Source organism: Enterobacter sp. Acro-832 (assembly GCF_011752745.1).
GTDB lineage: Bacteria > Pseudomonadota > Gammaproteobacteria > Enterobacterales > Enterobacteriaceae > Enterobacter > Enterobacter quasiroggenkampii.
On the sequence record NZ_VWWX01000007.1, the window covers coordinates 136,108 to 151,430 of the forward strand.

At 59.5% G+C, this 15,323-nt stretch carries 16 protein-coding genes; 10 read left to right on the plus strand and 6 right to left on the minus strand.

All coding sequences use genetic code 11. From position 1 onward, the window contains the following. Window positions 1-70 precede the first annotated feature (70 nt). Entirely contained in the window at window positions 71-1,294 is a 1,224-nt protein-coding gene (locus tag F3J31_RS20255; RefSeq protein WP_205246299.1) for an aspartate aminotransferase family protein, read from the plus strand. Here the strand turns inward: F3J31_RS20255 and F3J31_RS20260 are convergent. Together F3J31_RS20260 and crp are read right to left on the minus strand one after the other, a co-directional pair. Beyond that, complete coding sequence (locus tag F3J31_RS20260) at window positions 1,291-3,378, minus strand: YccS/YhfK family putative transporter (RefSeq protein WP_045909322.1); 2,088 nt, start codon at window positions 3,376-3,378, stop codon at window positions 1,291-1,293. The two genes, F3J31_RS20255 and F3J31_RS20260, sit on opposite strands and share 4 nt — an antisense overlap. A 57-nt stretch (window positions 3,379-3,435) precedes the next feature. Next, the gene (crp, locus tag F3J31_RS20265) at window positions 3,436-4,068 is read right to left on the minus strand and encodes a cAMP-activated global transcriptional regulator CRP (RefSeq protein ID WP_000242758.1); all 633 of its coding nucleotides are present in this window, start codon (window positions 4,066-4,068) and stop codon (window positions 3,436-3,438) included. A 311-nt stretch (window positions 4,069-4,379) separates the two neighbouring features. On the opposite strand from crp, the gene F3J31_RS20270 reads away from it, so the two are divergent. Continuing rightward, complete coding sequence (locus F3J31_RS20270) at window positions 4,380-4,784, plus strand: OsmC family protein (protein ID WP_014885509.1); 405 nt, start codon at window positions 4,380-4,382, stop codon at window positions 4,782-4,784. Window positions 4,785-4,871: 87 nt separating this feature from the next. Here F3J31_RS20270 and F3J31_RS20275 read toward each other — a convergent pair whose 3' ends face one another. From F3J31_RS20275 to F3J31_RS20285, 3 genes are read right to left on the minus strand one after another with little or no spacing between them, the layout of a single operon-like run. Next, the gene (locus tag F3J31_RS20275) at window positions 4,872-5,741 is read right to left on the minus strand and encodes a phosphoribulokinase (protein ID WP_008503017.1); all 870 of its coding nucleotides are present in this window, start codon (window positions 5,739-5,741) and stop codon (window positions 4,872-4,874) included. A gap of 30 nt (window positions 5,742-5,771) precedes the next feature. Then, window positions 5,772-5,990 (minus strand): YheU family protein, encoded by a 219-nt coding sequence (locus F3J31_RS20280; protein WP_008503016.1) that lies wholly within the window; start codon window positions 5,988-5,990, stop codon window positions 5,772-5,774. Then, entirely contained in the window at window positions 5,987-7,009 is a 1,023-nt protein-coding gene (locus F3J31_RS20285) for a hydrolase (protein WP_045909321.1), read from the minus strand. The genes F3J31_RS20280 and F3J31_RS20285 overlap by 4 nt, the downstream gene beginning before the upstream one ends. A gap of 228 nt (window positions 7,010-7,237) precedes the next feature. On the opposite strand from F3J31_RS20285, the gene mdcA reads away from it, so the two are divergent. From mdcA to mdcH, 8 genes are all read left to right on the plus strand, one after another. Further along, window positions 7,238-8,893 carry a malonate decarboxylase subunit alpha gene (gene mdcA, locus F3J31_RS20290; RefSeq protein WP_167214961.1) on the plus strand — a complete coding sequence of 552 codons (1,656 nt, stop codon included), beginning with the start codon at window positions 7,238-7,240 and terminating at the stop codon, window positions 8,891-8,893. Then, window positions 8,893-9,750: a triphosphoribosyl-dephospho-CoA synthase gene (locus tag F3J31_RS20295; RefSeq protein ID WP_047072445.1), complete on the plus strand. Its 858-nt coding sequence runs from the start codon at window positions 8,893-8,895 to the stop codon at window positions 9,748-9,750. Before mdcA ends, F3J31_RS20295 begins: the two co-directional genes overlap by 1 nt. 9 nt (window positions 9,751-9,759) lie before the next feature. Further along, window positions 9,760-10,059 (plus strand): malonate decarboxylase acyl carrier protein, encoded by a 300-nt coding sequence (gene mdcC, locus F3J31_RS20300; protein WP_023294711.1) that lies wholly within the window; start codon window positions 9,760-9,762, stop codon window positions 10,057-10,059. Beyond that, a complete protein-coding gene (locus F3J31_RS20305) occupies window positions 10,052-10,885 on the plus strand; it encodes a biotin-independent malonate decarboxylase subunit beta (protein ID WP_167214963.1) in 834 nt (277 codons plus the stop codon). Before mdcC ends, F3J31_RS20305 begins: the two co-directional genes overlap by 8 nt. Beyond that, complete coding sequence (mdcE, locus tag F3J31_RS20310; protein ID WP_167215004.1) at window positions 10,885-11,685, plus strand: biotin-independent malonate decarboxylase subunit gamma; 801 nt, start codon at window positions 10,885-10,887, stop codon at window positions 11,683-11,685. Before F3J31_RS20305 ends, mdcE begins: the two co-directional genes overlap by 1 nt. Before the next feature lie 122 nt (window positions 11,686-11,807). Beyond that, entirely contained in the window at window positions 11,808-12,767 is a 960-nt protein-coding gene (locus F3J31_RS20315) for an AEC family transporter (RefSeq protein ID WP_021242215.1), read from the plus strand. A 2-nt stretch (window positions 12,768-12,769) separates the two neighbouring features. Continuing rightward, the gene (locus F3J31_RS20320) at window positions 12,770-13,387 is read left to right on the plus strand and encodes a malonate decarboxylase holo-ACP synthase (protein ID WP_167214966.1); all 618 of its coding nucleotides are present in this window, start codon (window positions 12,770-12,772) and stop codon (window positions 13,385-13,387) included. Then, window positions 13,387-14,283 (plus strand): malonate decarboxylase subunit epsilon, encoded by an 897-nt coding sequence (gene mdcH / locus F3J31_RS20325; protein WP_167214968.1) that lies wholly within the window; start codon window positions 13,387-13,389, stop codon window positions 14,281-14,283. Before F3J31_RS20320 ends, mdcH begins: the two co-directional genes overlap by 1 nt. A 93-nt stretch (window positions 14,284-14,376) precedes the next feature. Here mdcH and F3J31_RS20330 read toward each other — a convergent pair whose 3' ends face one another. After that, a complete protein-coding gene (locus F3J31_RS20330) occupies window positions 14,377-15,309 on the minus strand; it encodes a LysR family transcriptional regulator (protein ID WP_167214971.1) in 933 nt (310 codons plus the stop codon). Window positions 15,310-15,323 lie beyond the last annotated feature (14 nt).

Consider the following 15,323-nt stretch of genomic DNA (forward strand, 5'->3'; position numbering starts at 1 on the left):
TGTGATTTTTTATGCATATTTTGTGATTATATTTTCACAATCAATGTGACATAAAATGGATGGGCATGACATGGCAACTGAACAACCAGCAATTACCCGCGCAACATTTGATGAAGTGATCCTGCCGATTTATGCACCGGCTGAGTTTATCCCGGTGAAGGGGAAAGGCAGCCGCGTCTGGGATCAGGAGGGTAAAGAGTATGTGGATTTCGCGGGCGGAATTGCGGTCACGGCGCTGGGTCATTGCCATCCCGCGCTGGTGGAGGCGCTGAAAACCCAGGGTGAAACCCTGTGGCACACCAGCAACGTCTTTACCAACGAGCCGGCGCTGCGCCTGGGCCGCAAGATCATTGAGGCGACCTTTGCCGAGCGCGTGCTGTTTATGAACTCCGGCACCGAAGCCAACGAAACCGCCTTTAAGCTGGCGCGCTACTACGCGACTACGCGCCACAGCCCGTATAAAACCAAAATCATCGCCTTCCATAACGCTTTCCACGGGCGCTCCTTCTTTACCGTCTCCGTTGGCGGCCAGCCGAAGTATTCCGACGGGTTTGGCCCGAAACCGGCCGACATCGTCCACGTGCCGTTTAACGATCTGCACGCGGTAAAAGCGGTGATGGACGATCACACCTGCGCGGTGGTGGTGGAACCTATTCAGGGGGAAGGCGGCGTGACCGCGGCAACCCCGGAGTTCCTGAAAGGGCTGCGCGCGCTGTGCGACGAACATCAGGCGCTGCTGGTCTTTGATGAAGTGCAGTGCGGAATGGGACGTACCGGGGACCTGTTTGCCTATATGCACTACGGCGTGACGCCGGATATTCTGACCAGCGCGAAAGCGCTCGGCGGTGGATTCCCGGTAAGTGCGGTCCTGACGACGCAGGAGATCGCCTCCGCGTTCCACGTCGGTTCTCACGGCTCAACCTACGGCGGTAACCCGCTGGCGAGCGCCGTGGCGGGTGCCGCGTTCGACATCATCAACACACCAGAGGTGTTGAACGGCGTTAGCGCGAAGCGCGAGCTGTTTGTGAAACACCTGAAAAAGATTGATGAGCAGTTCGACGTGTTCAGCGAGATCCGTGGGATGGGGCTGCTGATTGGCGCTGAGCTGAAGCCGCAGTACAAGGGCCGCGCGCGTGATTTCCTGCACGCCGCCGCTCGCGAAGGGGTGATGGTGCTCAACGCCGGGCCGGACGTGATGCGCTTTGCGCCGTCGCTGGTGGTGGAAGATAAGGATATTGAAGACGGATTAACCCGCTTTGGCGCGGCGGTTGCGAAGATCGTCCAGCAGAATTAGTACGGCGTTCGTTTCAACACGCGCGTTAACCAAACCCCATGATGCGGACGCTGACGCCATGCCACCGACGAAATGGTGTGCATGGTGTTCAGATGCCCCAGCACGCGCTGTAAATGCTGTTCCAGGGTGCTCATTGGGCCGTGGGTCAGCGTTTCCGGCGCTTCCAGAATATTTGAATCCCCCGACTCACCCGGCGAGTCATACTCCAGACGCTGCTGACACCGCTGCAACGCAATTTCACACGACTGCAAATAGCGCTGCGCCAGATCCGGCGTGAGCATCGTGTGCTCGCGCGCCAGCGTGGTCATGGCGTTAATGTGCTCGACGATAAACTGGCTGTGCGTCACCCAGAGCTTCATATCGGCCAGATAGTGCGAGTTAAAGCCCGGCTCCTGCATCGCCTGATTGAGCGAGTTAAACAGGGCGTTGTGCGCCTGGTTGACCTTCATGCGCTGATACGCCAGCGGGGAGGGCTGCGGGTCGTCGCTCAGGATCAGGCGAATGGCCTGCTGGTCGGCTTCCAGCGCGTCGTGGGCGTTCTGCCTGAGCAGTCCGCTTTGCCACTGCGGCCAGAGCCAGACCATACCGCCGAAGGCAATCAGGCAGCCGATCAGGGTATCGATCAGCCTGGCGACAATAAACTGTTCGCCATTGAGCGTGAGTAGCTGCAGGGTGTATACCGCCGTCACCGTGAAGCCCACCATCGCCCAGCCGTAGTTTTTGCGGATAATCAGGTAACTCACCAGCGTGATCGCCAGCATCCCTGCCAGGGTGTAGCCTTCCGGCACGTGGAAGTGCAGCGTCACGCCCGCAATGATCAGCCCGGCCATGGTGCCGCCCGCCCGATGCAGAATACGCACCCGCGTGGCGCCGTAGCCGTTCTGGGTGACAAACAGCACGGTCATTAAGATCCAGTAGGGTTTCGGCAGATGCAGCGCCATGCCCATCAGGCTGGCGGTACTGAGCATCACGCTAATCCGTGCGGCGTTGCGCAGGGCGGACGATTTAAGCGACAGATAGCTCCTGAGCGCGGGCAATAACGGCAGTCGTTTTTGCTTATCCGCCATCAGATCGCGCGGATAGAGCGGGCGCTGGGTGCGCAGCACGCGGGCGATGCGGCTGAAGTGCCAGGCGGCAAACTGGCCGACCGGGTTATCCGGATGCTGACGGGCGATTTTCTCCAGCGCGCCGAGCTGTTTTTCCATGTTAAAGCGCGTGGGGTAGCGGTGGTAAAGAATATCGTCAGCCAGCACCCGCAGTCGTGCCGAGACGGTCTGCGCGTTCCAGCGGATCACCGCTTCGGCGTGGCTGCGCTCGACCAGCTTTTGCACCTCCTGCGGATGGTGCAGGCTCACGGAGATATGCTCCTGCAGGTCCAGCCCGACCTGGAAGGTGCGCAGCAGCCGTTTGTACTCGTGGTTCTTGTTGGCGGCGAGCATATGCAGCTGCTGATAGCACTGGCTTATCAGATCCACCACCTTCTGCTGGCGCGTCAGCAGCGGGGGTAAGGCTTTTTCCGGATCGGTATGCTGGGTCAGCAGGGTGTATTTGGCTTCGCAGTACTCCGCTAGCTGCACATAGAGCAGGCTCAGGGATTCGCGCAGCGGCTGTTCCCGCCACAGCCAGAACCAGAACCAGTTGAACAGCCCGTACCACAGTGTCCCCAGGGCGTAGATCAGCAGCGGCTCCCACACCGGCATATTCCCGGCGAGGCTTAGCGTGAAGATGGCCGCAATCAGCGACGCGGGAAGCAGGCGAGCGTGCAGCGAACTGATTTCCGCCGTGACGCCGAGCGTCATCGCCAGCACGGTCAGGATCAGCGGCAGCGGGATATCACGAGCCAGTAACAGCTGTACGGCGAGGCTACAGCCGGCAAACAGGCAGCCACCAATAATCAGGCGTTTGAAAAAGCGCTTATGCGGCGTGTCCAGACCGGCGATGTTGCAGCAGGCGGGCACGAGGGAAAACAGCAGGCCTTGCTGAAGATGTCCGAGGATCAGGCCTATGGCCACGGGAAGACACAACACCAGCGTTTGTCGCAGTGCGTAGTTAACTTCCGGGTGATAGATCAGCCTGCGCCACATGGGGAGAAGAGACAAAAACGGCGTGACACCTTGCGATGGCACGCCGTTTGAGCGGAATTAACGCGTTCCGTAGACCACGATGGTTTTACCGTGGGCGGAAATCAGGTTTTGATCTTCCAGCATTTTCAGGATACGGCCCACTGTTTCACGGGAGCAACCAACGATCTGACCAATTTCCTGACGGGTAATTTTAATTTGCATGCCGTCCGGGTGGGTCATGGCGTCCGGCTGTTTCGCCAGGTTCAGCAGAGTTTGTGCGATGCGGCCCGTCACGTCCAGGAAGGCGAGGTTGCCCACTTTCTCTGAGGTGACCTGCAGGCGGCGCGCCATCTGGGAAGAGAGACGCATCAGAATGTCAGGGTTAACCTGAATCAGCTGACGGAACTTCTTGTAAGAAATTTCAGCCACTTCACATGCTGTCTTTGCACGAACCCAGGCGCTACGTTCCTGGCCCTCTTCAAACAGGCCCAGTTCACCGATGAAATCGCCCTGGTTCAGATAAGAAAGGATCATCTCTTTCCCTTCTTCATCTTTGATCAGCACTGCCACCGAGCCTTTAACGATGTAATACAACGTTTCCGCTTTTTCACCCTGGTGAATCAGCGTGCTCTTCGATGGGTACTTATGAATGTGGCAATGAGACAAGAACCATTCGAGAGTCGGGTCTGTTTGCGGTTTGCCAAGCACCATGCGCTGTTATCCTCTGTTATAAGCTGTCACCAGAGTCATCAGATGCATCCGGACTCTGGGGTTGCAATCGAATTCTTACCCATACCCTGGGAAGTCGGCTACCGTAACGTTTCGCAGCCAGTAAAGTTTGATGTCCTCTGCATACATGTGTAACGTCAATGTATTACTGTAGCATCCTGAGTGTTTTAGCATAGCTTTCGCCGCGTGTCTCCTGGTGTCTCGCTTCAGCATGATGCAGGTCGCCTTCCATTGCGAGAAATGTAACGCACGCGTAATCTGTCACCAAAAATGCAACGTTGGAGTTTAAGAATATGCAAGCGCGCGTGAAGTGGGTTGAAGGTTTAACGTTCCTGGGCGAATCCGCGTCAGGGCACCAGATTTTGATGGACGGTAACTCCGGCGATAAAGCGCCCAGCCCAATGGAAATGGTGCTGATGGCGGCAGGGGGATGCAGCGCCATTGACGTGGTGTCGATTCTGCAAAAAGGCCGTCATGACGTGACGGATTGTGAGGTGAAACTGACGTCAGAACGTCGCGAAGAGGCGCCACGCCTGTTCACCCACATTAATCTGCACTTTGTGGTCACCGGTAAAGCGCTGAAAGACGCGGCAGTTTCACGTGCGGTGGACCTGTCTGCCGAGAAGTACTGCTCTGTGGCGTTAATGCTGGAGAAAGCGGTAAAAATCACCCATTCGTATGAAGTGATCGAGGCTTAAAAATAAAGCCCGGTGGCGCTGCGCTTACCGGGCCTACAACTGCACGAACGTAGGCCGGATAAGCGAAGCGCCATCCGGCAACAGACGTCACGCAATCTGCTTTCCTTCCATCAACCGCTCCACCAGCGGCGTCATGATGAGCTCCATCGCCAGCCCCATTTTTCCGCCCGGCACGACCAATGTATTCATGTGAGAAATAAATGAGCCCTGCAGCATCGCCAGCAGCCAGGGGTAATCAATGCCTTCGAGATTGCGGAAATGAATCACCACAAAGCTCTCATCCAGGGATGGGATACTTTTGGCCGCGAACGGGTTGGAGGTATCCACCGTCGGCACGCGCTGGAAGTTGATATGGGTGCGGGAGAACTGCGGCGTCAGGAAGTTGATGTAATCTTCCATGGAGCGCACCACCGAGTCCATCACCGCCTCTCGCGAATGGCCGCGTTCGCTCATGTCACGCGTCAGCTTCTGGATCCACTCCAGGTTAACGATAGGCACCACGCCAACCAGCAGGTCCACGTGGCGCGCCACGTCGTGTTGCGGTGTGACCACGCCGCCGTGTAATCCTTCGTAAAACAGCACGTCGGTGGGTTCCGGCAGGGGCTGCCAGGGGGTAAAGGTGCCCGGCACCTGATTCCAGGGAACGGCTTCATCATAGGTATGCAGATACTTGCGGGACTGCCCTTTGCCGCTCTGACCGTACTCAATAAAGGTTTGTTCCAGCAGGCCGAAGTCATTGGCTTCCGGACCGAAGTAGCTGATGTGTTTTCCCAGATCGCGCGCCTTACGGATGGCCATGTCCATCTCCGGACGCGTGTAGCGGTGAAAGCTGTCGCCTTCGACCTCCGCCGCGCGGAGATTCAGCTGGGCGAAAATCTTGCGAAATGCGAGGCTGGTGGTGGTGGTTCCCGCACCACTTGACCCCGTAACGGCAATAACCGGATGTCTGGCAGACATAGCAACTCCCTGACTGAAAAGGGTGGAAGATCAGCCGTGAAACGCGTTGCGGGGCATGATATTGACCGTCTCATGCAGTTCTGACCACACCAGCACCACGTCGCCGCTTTTCAGCTGGCGCTTTACATCGTTGACCTTTTGCTCAAGCGAGCGTTCCTGTTCACCATAATCGGTGCCTTCGCGTAATACAAAGCTTTCAATCAGATTATCGAGCGTTTCGGGAGCCAGATCCTGCCAGGGAATAATCATGTTGCACCGTCCAGATAAGGGGTTAGCCAGTCAGGAATACGCGTCTCAAGCCACATTTTCGGGCGGCGCAGCGTGCCGCCGATAAACCCGACGTGGCCGCCGTGCTCGGTCAACTGATAGTGAACGTTGTCGGGCAGGAATTCCTGAGCGGGAATCGAGTGATGATCCATAAATGGGTCATCTTTGGCATGAATGATCAGCGTCGGCTGCGTGATCTTGCTGAGCAGCGGCATGGCGCTGCACTGACGATAATAGTCAATCGCATCGGCGAAGCCGTGAATTTTCGCGGTGATCAGATCGTCGAATTCGCGAATGCGGCGCACTTTTTTCAGCTGGCGCAGGCTGACCGGGAGGGTGTCCGGGTAGGCCTTCAGCTTACGCGCCGCGTTGGCCTTCAGCAGGTTGAGCAGGTAGCGCTGATAGACGCGGGAAAAGCCTTTATCCATGTGGTAGCTGCACTGCTCCAGCATGAACGGGGCGGAGACGATGACGGCGGCATCCAGCGGAACGCTTTCCCCCTCTTTAGCCAGCAGGCAGGCCAGCATATTTCCGCCCAGCGAGTAGCCTACGGCCGCGGTGGGTACGGTGCCGAAGTTGTCCCGCAGCCAGTGTAAAAACCACGTGCCGTCTTCGGTTTCACCCGAGTGATAGATGCGTTTCTGACGATTCGGTTCGCCGCTGCAGCCGCGAAAATGCATCACCACGCCGAGCCAGCCGCGCGCTTTGGCCGCCTCAATTAACCCGTGCGCATACGGGCTGTGCAGGCTGCCTTCCAGACCGTGAAAAACCACCAGCCGCGGCTTATGGCGAGCCTGATCCGGCGCTTCGCTCCAGGCGAGATCCAGAAAGTCACCGTCTGGCAGGTCTAGCCGCTGCCAGTGTGGGGTGAATTGCACCTTGCGGCGGATCAGCCGCGGCAGCATGGTCTGCAAATGGCGATTAGCGACGCCGCGCATAGGCACGAACTCAGTGCTGTCTTCGGCTGCAATCTCGAAGCCTGATGGAATGATTTGGGTCATAAGCGCGATGCTGATTCTTGTCGGAAATTAACGATACTTTCCGAATTGTACCCCGTTTAGCCTGGTTTTCCGAAACATGAACTGATCCCGATCACAAATATTTACCTTGATTATTACTCTCAGGCTAATGATTCAGCTCTACGCTTAATTGATGCCTTTCTCACCAGAGCGCACACTTTACTCAACGTTAAGCAAATCAAAATAATTAGCTGAATCAGGAGGTTAATAATGTTATCTGGGCAAACACCCACCCGGCAATGGAACACGCGACGCAGCGAAAAAGCGCGTCGTCTGGCCTCCGTACCGGTGCAGGGCAAGGTACTGCCAACCGGCGATCTCGTCGCCATGCTGGAAAAACTGATCGCGCCAGGCGACAAGGTCGTGCTGGAAGGTAACAACCAGAAGCAGGCCGATTTCCTTTCCCGCTCGCTGGCCGAAGTGAACCCGCAGATCGTCCACGACCTGCATATGATCATGCCGAGCGTTGGCCGTAGCGAACATCTGGATATCTTTGAGAAAGGCATCGCCCGCAAGCTGGATTTCTCCTTCTCCGGGACGCAGAGCCTGCGCATCTCCCAACTGCTGGAGGATGGTCAGCTCGAAATCGGCGCGATTCATACCTATATCGAACTCTATTCTCGTCTCTACGTCGACCTGTCGCCCAACGTGGCGCTGATTGCCGGCTTTAAAGCTGACCGCAAAGGCAACCTCTATACCGGGGCGAGCACCGAAGATACCCCGGCGCTGGTGGAAGCCGCCGCGTTCCACGACGGCATCGTCATCGCGCAGGTGAACGAGCTGGTGGATGACGAGTGTGACCTGCCGCGCGTGGATATTCCGGGCTCGTGGATTGACTTCGTGGTGGTGGCCGATAAGCCGTTCTTTATCGAACCGCTGTTTACCCGCGACCCGCGCCTGATTAAACAGGAACACATCCTGATGGCGATGATGGCCATCAAGGGTATTTATGCGGAACACCAGGTGCAGTCCCTGAACCACGGGATCGGCTTTAACACCGCGGCGATCGAGCTGCTGCTGCCTACCTACGGTGAACAGCTCGGGCTCAAAGGCAAAATCTGTAAACACTGGACGCTGAACCCGCATCCAACGCTGATCCCGGCCATTGAAAGCGGCTGGGTCGAGAGCGTGCACTGCTTCGGCGGCGAGCTGGGGATGGAAGATTACATCCGCGCGCGTCCGGACGTCTTCTTTACCGGTGCCGACGGCTCCATGCGCTCCAACCGCGCGTTCTGCCAGCTGGCAGGTCAGTACGCGGTGGATATGTTCATCGGCTCTACGCTGCAGGTGGACGGCTACGCCAACTCCTCAACCGTGACCCGTGGTCGTCTGTCCGGCTTCGGCGGTGCGCCAAACATGGGTCACGACCCGCACGGTCGTCGCCACGCCACGCCAGCCTGGCTGAACATGATCACCGAACCTGACCCAATGCAGCGCGGCAAAAAACTGGTCGTGCAGATGGTGGAAACCTTCCAGGCGGGCGTGAAGCCGACCTTCGTGGAAAAACTCGATGCCATTGACGTGGCGAAAGCCTCCGGTATGCCGCTGGCGCCGGTGATGATCTACGGCGATGACGTCACCCACGTGCTGACGGAAGAGGGGATTGCCTACCTCTATCGGGCGAAAGATCTGGAAGAGCGTCGTGCCATGGTCGCCGCCGTCGCGGGGATCACCGACATCGGTCTGGGCGTGGATGCCAAACGCGTGGCGGAACTGCGTCAGAGCGGCAAGGTGCTCTATCCGGAAGATATGGGGATTCGCCGCACTGATGCCACCCGCTCTCTGCTGGCGGCAGGCAGCGTGTCTGATCTCGTGGAATGGTCCGGCGGTCTCTATAACCCACCTGCGAAATTCCGGAGCTGGTAATGAAACTTCTCCCCCAGATTCAGGTTGAAGGCGGTGCCGAATGGCTGGCGCGAACCGCCACGCAGTGTCTGATTGACGAAGCACGTTTAAGCCCGAAACCCGGTCTGGTGGACAGTCGGGGGAACGGCGCGCACCACGATTTATCCCTTGCGCTGATGGAGCGCTCCGCGCACAGCCTGACCTCCACGTTTCAGGCGCTGGCGCTGCAAAGCTGGCAGCGCCCGGCAGATATCGCACTTCGGCAAACCGTCGGGCGACTCGGTCGAGAAGGCGAGCAGCAGATGATGGCCGCAACCGGTGGCGTAAACACCCATCGCGGCGCGATTTGGGCGCTGGGGCTGCTGGTCAGCGCGGTGGCGATGCTCGGCGGTGATGCCAGGGCGCAAGACGTCGCCCGCACCGCCGCGCAGCTGGCGAGACTGCCGGACGACGCGGCGCCGAAGGTGTTCAGTAAAGGCCTGCGCGCCACGCACCGTTACCGCGTGCCGGGCGCGCGTGAAGAGGCGCAGCAGGCGTTTCCGCACGTTATGCAGCGCGCGCTGCCGCAGCTTCGTCTGAGCCGCCTCAACGGCAGCAGCGAAACGCACGCCAGGCTCGACGCGCTGATGGCCATCATGACCTCACTCACCGACACCTGCGTGCTGTCACGTGCCGGAATGGAAGGGCTTGATGCTATGCAGGACGGCGCCCGTGCGGTGCTGAATGCCGGTGGCAGCGCAACGCCTGCGGGCCAGCAGGCGCTGGCGAGGTTAGACCGTCAAATGCTGGCGCTCAACGCCTCACCGGGCGGCGCTGCCGACCTGCTTGCCGCCACGCTGTTTCTCGACCGTGTCGAAACGCCAAATTCAAAGCATTAAGAGGATGTTATGGAAAAAATCACATTGACCGTGCCAGCCAGCCGCACGTTAAGCGGCAGGGCGCTGGCAGGGGTAGTCGGTTCCGGGGATATGGAGGTGCTATTCACCGCCGAACCGGGCCAGACGTTAACCATTGATATCACCACCTCCGTGGACAACAGCCGGGGGCGCTGGGAGGCGCTGTTCAACCGTCTGCAAACCGTCAGCAGCCTGCCCGCAGGGAAGCTGACCATCCACGACTTCGGCGCGACGCCGGGCGTGGCGCGCATTCGTATCGAACAGGTTTTTGAGGGGGTGAGCCATGCGTGATGACAGCAGCTTTATCGAACTGAAAGCGCGCCAGCGCGCGCAGGCCCTGCTCGATGAGGGCAGCTACCGCGAACTGCTGGATCCGTTTGAAGGCATTATCTCTCCGTGGCTTGGGCCACAGGGCATTGTGCCGCAGGCGGACGACGGCATGGTGGTGGCGAAAGGCACCATCAACGGCAAGCCTGCCGTCGTCGTGGCGATTGAAGGCGCGTTCCAGGGCGGCAGCATGGGCGAAGTGTCCGGCGCCAAAATGGCGGCGGCGCTGGAGCTGGCGGCGGAAGATAACCGCAACGGCATTCCGACTCAGGCGGTGCTGTGTCTCGAAACCGGCGGCGTGCGTCTGCAGGAGGCGAACCTCGGCCTGGCGGCGATTGCCGATATCCACGCGGCGATTGTTGACCTGCGCCGCTACACGCCGGTTATTGGCATTGTGGCCGGAACCGTGGGCTGCTTCGGCGGGATGTCCATCGCGGCGGCGCTCTGCAGCTACCTGATTGTGACCCGCGAAGCGCGTCTTGGCCTCAACGGCCCTCAGGTTATCGAGCAGGAGGCAGGCATTGAGGAGTACGACTCCCGCGATCGTCCGTTTATCTGGAGCATGACCGGCGGCGAAGTGCGCTATCAAAGCGGGCTGGTGGATGCGCTCGTCGGCGACGGTATCAACGCGGTGAAACAGGCGATGAACGACGCGATTGCTAAAGGCGTTCCCGCGAAACATCGCACCGATAACTACGACGATTATCTGAACCGTCTGACCCATTTCGACACCCGCAAACAGGCTGATGCCGAACAGATTAACGCGCTTTTTGCCCGGGAGGTGAAATGATGAGTAACGCAATGAGCCGTGGCGAACGCTGGCTGGACATCCTCGCCCCGAACGCCAAACGTATCGAAGGGCTATGCCCGTCCGTGCAGGCGGCAGACGGCGAGCTGAACGGTGAAACGGTACGTTTTGTTGCCGTCGTCCCGGATGCCAACAACCACTTCCCGCGCGCGGCGAAAGGGGAAGTCGGTCTGCTGGAAGGCTGGACCCTGGCGAAAGTGGTCAGTGAAACCGTCGCGGCGGATGCTGACAAACCCGTGAAGCGCCCGATTGTGGCGGTGATCGACGTCCCAAGCCAGGCCTATGGCCGACGCGAAGAGGCGTTTGGGATTCATCAGGCGCTGGCCGGTGCGGCAGCAGCCTATGCGAATGCCCGCCTGGCCGGTCACCCGGTGATTGGGCTTATCGTCGGCAAGGCGATGTCCGGCGCGTTCCTGGCGCACGGCTACCAGGCTAACCGTCTGATCGCCTTTAACGACAAAGGCGTGCTGATCCACGCGATGGGCAAAGAGTCTGCGGCGCGCATCACGCTGCGTACCGTCGAGGCGCTGGAAAAACTGGCGGCGACCATTCCGCCAATGGCCTACGACATCAGCAACTACGCCACGCTGGGGCTGCTCTCTAACCTGCTGGATATCAGCAACCCGGATGCCCCCTCCGATAACGATCTGACGCTGGTGAAATCCACCCTGCAACAGGCCATCAGTGACGCTCGTCAGGACACCACGTTGAAAAACCGTCTGGGTGCTGACAATCGCCGCAGCTCGGCGCTCGTACGCGAACGTATGCGAGCCAGCTGGTAAGTAAAAAGAGACCTGCCAGATGCATCAACCCGTGGGCGCTGTCACGCGCCCACGCGGGAACCTGCATCCTGAAAATAATAATCATCGCGCCAGTGCTAAAACTTTTTTACTACAGGTGATTTATGACTTACGTAATTGTTCATGCTCTTGCACCGATTTTCGTCATCATGCTGCTGGGATTCTGGGCCGGCAAGGCAAAGATGGTCGATAACAAAAATGTTTCCCTGCTTAATATCTTCGTAATGGATTTTGCACTCCCTGCCGCGCTGTTCAGCGCCACCGTGCAAACGCCGTGGACCGGCATCGTTGCCCAGTCGCCGCTGATTCTGGTGTTGACGCTGGCGATGTGGATCACCTATGCGGTCATCTACTTCCTCGCCACCGGCGTCTTTAAGAAATCGCCACAGGATGCGGCCGTGCTGACGCTCACCGTCGCGCTGCCCAACTATGCAGCGCTGGGTCTGCCGATTCTGGGCAGCGTGCTGGGCGAAGGTTCCTCTACGTCGCTCTCCGTCGCGGTCTCCATCGCCTGCGGTTCGGTGCTGATGACCCCGTTCTGCCTGCTGATCCTGGAGCGTGAAAAAGCGCGCGCTGAGGGCAATAGCTCCGGCTCAACGCTCTCGATGCTGCCGGTGCTGATGTGGCGCTCCATTAAAAAACCGATCGTGATGGGCCCGCTGCTGGGCGTGATTTTGTCCGCCATCGGCATCAAAATGCCGGAACTGGTGCTGGCGGCGATCAAACCGCTGGGACTGTCCGCGACCGCTGCGGCGCTGTTCCTGACCGGGGTGATCCTTTCTGCCCGTAAGCTGCAGATTAATACCATGGTCATCACCTCCACGATCGCCAAGCTGCTGATTCAGCCAGCCATCGCCTGGGGTATCGTCTTGATCTTTGGTCTGCACGGCTCCGTGGCGATCACCGCTATCCTGATGATTGCGCTGTCTGCGGGCTTCTTCGGCGTTGTGTTCGGTAACCGCTTTGGCGTGCAGTCGCCGGATGCAGAAGCCGTGCTGCTGTTAAGCTCCGTCCTGTGTATCCTGTCGCTGCCGCTGTTTATCTCGCTAACTTCAGGAATGTAACCATGACCACCCCATTACGCCCGCACGACCTTATCTGGCTTACTTCCCGCGATGCGCTGGAAGGCATCACTGAATCCTGGGTGGAGGCCGCCTGGCATACCGGCCTGCCGGTGGTGGTGCGGCGTGATGTGGATAGCGAAGGCCGGATCCCCGTTGGCGTGCGCGGTTTACGTCGCGACCAGCGGGCGGCCGGATGGGTGAAGCCCGAAAACGTGTTACGCGTGGTTTCACCGGAAGATCTGAGCGTTGCGGCCGAACTGCTGCGCTCGCCCTTTGTGACTCAGCCACCCGTTCAGGTGGCGCTTCAGCTTTCTCAGCAGGCGTGGCCGTGGACGTGGGGCATTACCGGCAGTACCGGCTACGCGCTGGCGACCGGTATCCCGGTGATCCATGCCGACAGCGATCTCGATCTGCTTATCCGCGCTCCGCTGCCGATCTCACCGGACGCCCTGACGACGTGGCAGTCCCGGCTAAGCCGTGCGCTGTGTCGTGCCGATACGCAGGTGGATACGCCCGAGGGCGGTTTCGCGCTGGCGGAGTGGCTGCGCGACGGCAAAACGCTGCTGAAAACCCACCGTGGACCGCGCCTGGTGGTGGATCCGTGGCGCAGGGAGGAGTGATGAAAATAGTGTTTACCTTTCCGGGGCAGGGCACGCAGCACGAAGGCATGCTGCAAAACCTGCCGGGAACGGAACTGGCTCAGGCGCGTGAGGTGCTTGGCGCCGTAATGGATACGCTGGATAGCGCAGACGCGTTAACCCACACCCGCGCGGTTCAGCTTTGCCTGCTAATTACCGGCGTGGCCTGGGCGCGCGAGCTGGAACGGCGCGGCGTGGCGCCGGATATCGTCAGCGGGCTGTCCATCGGCGCTTATCCGGCGGCGGTCATCGCAGGCGCGCTGGACTTCACGGATGCGCTGAAGCTGGTGGCGCTGCGTGGCGATCTGATGGAGCAGGCGTACCCGCACGGCTACGGCCTGACGGCAATTATGGGGCTCACTCTGCCGCAGGTGGAAGACCTTATCCAGGGCACCGGGACCTACATAGCCAACCTGAATGCCGAAACGCAGATCGTGATTGCCGGAGCCGATGAAGGAATGGCGCAGGCGGCGTCGCGCGCGCTGGCGAAAGGGGCGAGCAAGGCCAAACGGCTGGCGGTCAGCGTGCCGTCGCACTGCGAACTGCTGACAGCACCCGCGCAAAAGCTGGCAACGGCGTTTGAATCGGTCACGCTTTCACGCCCACGCTGCGCCTACCTGAGCGGCAGCACCGGACGCGTGCTGTGGCAGCCGGAAAAGATCGCCGACGATCTGGCGATGAACATGGCGCGTACGGTGCGCTGGCAGGAGGCGATGATTTCAGCGAATGAACGCGAAGCCCGGCTGGCGATCGAGATGCCCCCCGGCGGCGTACTGACCTGCCTGACGCGTCAGGCGCCGTGGGAAGGAGAGACGATTTCACTGGAGCGCAGCGGGGTGGACGTGGCAGTACATCTGGCGAAGCGACTCCGTGCGTGATGGTTTAGCCCGGTGGCGGCTGCGCCTTACCGGGCCTACAACTGCACGAACGTAGGCCGGGTAAGACGCGACGCGTCGTCACCCGGCACGACCTCAGGCTCCGTCCTGCAAACTGCGGGCATACATCCGCCCTTCGGCGGCCAGCGCCCGCAGGCCTGGATCCTGCTCGCGGTTGCGGGCAAAGACGATGGCGATCAGCTGTTGCATCTGGTATGGCTCGGCAAGCTTCAGGAGCTGCACGGAATTCTCATAGACCTTTTTCATCCTGCCCGGCATCAGCGTAAAGCCCACTCCCGCCTGCACCAGACTGAGCATGGAGAAAATGTCATTCACCCGGGTAACAATCTCCGGTTCGAACCCGGCGATATGAAACGCCTCCTGGAAGCCTGCATAGGTGGCGAACCCTTCCGCAAGAGAGACAAATTTCCGATCTTTATAGTCGCGCAAATCGGCCGGGCCGCGGGTATTGAGCGTCGCCGAGGCCGGTGCGGCAAGGAAAATATCGTCGTGGAACAGGGGGAGCACTTCGAGGCTGTTACGGTCGATATCGCTCTCGGAAATGGAGATAAGAATGGCGTCCAGCGAGCCTTCATCCAGCATGTGCAGCAGGGTTTCGTTGGAGCCCATCGTCAGATCCATTTCCAGATCCGGACGGCGTAGCTTCATGCCCATGATCAGGCGCGGCACGGTTTCTAGGGTGAGCGAGTAGAGCGTGCCCACGCGCAGCCGCCCCTGGCCGATGCCGGCAATTTTGCGCGACGCTTCCAGCCCGCGCTCCATCACCTGCATCACTTCCTGGCAATATTCCAGCAAGGTCCAGGCGGAAGGGAGAGCAATCAGGTTACGCCCCTTGTGGGTAAAGAGCGGGCAGCGCACGTTCTCTTCCAGCGTGTGCAGCGCACGGTGAACGCTGACGCCGCTCAGGCCCAGAGTTTCGGCGGTACGCGCGATATTCCCCTTCTCCATAAACGTCATGAAGATGCTGAGCTTGCGGAATGTAATCTCGCTCGTGTTATCGAAACTCATAGCCCTCCCGGTGG

Bases quoted from the DNA above. Each gene is read 5' to 3' on its own strand.
- F3J31_RS20305 (WP_167214963.1), top strand. From the start codon at position 10,052: ATGCGTGATGACAGCAGCTTTATCGAACTGAAAGCGCGCCAGCGCGCG.
- F3J31_RS20330 (WP_167214971.1), bottom strand. From the start codon at position 15,309: ATGAGTTTCGATAACACGAGCGAGATTACATTCCGCAAGCTCAGCATC.
- F3J31_RS20295 (WP_047072445.1), top strand. From the start codon at position 8,893: ATGAAACTTCTCCCCCAGATTCAGGTTGAAGGCGGTGCCGAATGGCTG.
- F3J31_RS20315 (WP_021242215.1), top strand. From the start codon at position 11,808: ATGACTTACGTAATTGTTCATGCTCTTGCACCGATTTTCGTCATCATG.
- mdcA (WP_167214961.1), top strand. From the start codon at position 7,238: ATGTTATCTGGGCAAACACCCACCCGGCAATGGAACACGCGACGCAGC.
- mdcC (WP_023294711.1), top strand. From the start codon at position 9,760: ATGGAAAAAATCACATTGACCGTGCCAGCCAGCCGCACGTTAAGCGGC.
- F3J31_RS20255 (WP_205246299.1), top strand. From the start codon at position 71: ATGGCAACTGAACAACCAGCAATTACCCGCGCAACATTTGATGAAGTG.
- F3J31_RS20270 (WP_014885509.1), top strand. From the start codon at position 4,380: ATGCAAGCGCGCGTGAAGTGGGTTGAAGGTTTAACGTTCCTGGGCGAA.
- mdcE (WP_167215004.1), top strand. From the start codon at position 10,885: ATGAGTAACGCAATGAGCCGTGGCGAACGCTGGCTGGACATCCTCGCC.
- mdcH (WP_167214968.1), top strand. From the start codon at position 13,387: ATGAAAATAGTGTTTACCTTTCCGGGGCAGGGCACGCAGCACGAAGGC.
- F3J31_RS20275 (WP_008503017.1), bottom strand. From the start codon at position 5,741: ATGTCTGCCAGACATCCGGTTATTGCCGTTACGGGGTCAAGTGGTGCG.
- F3J31_RS20260 (WP_045909322.1), bottom strand. From the start codon at position 3,378: ATGTGGCGCAGGCTGATCTATCACCCGGAAGTTAACTACGCACTGCGA.
- F3J31_RS20320 (WP_167214966.1), top strand. From the start codon at position 12,770: ATGACCACCCCATTACGCCCGCACGACCTTATCTGGCTTACTTCCCGC.
- crp (WP_000242758.1), bottom strand. From the start codon at position 4,068: ATGGTGCTTGGCAAACCGCAAACAGACCCGACTCTCGAATGGTTCTTG.
- F3J31_RS20280 (WP_008503016.1), bottom strand. From the start codon at position 5,990: ATGATTATTCCCTGGCAGGATCTGGCTCCCGAAACGCTCGATAATCTG.
- F3J31_RS20285 (WP_045909321.1), bottom strand. From the start codon at position 7,009: ATGACCCAAATCATTCCATCAGGCTTCGAGATTGCAGCCGAAGACAGC.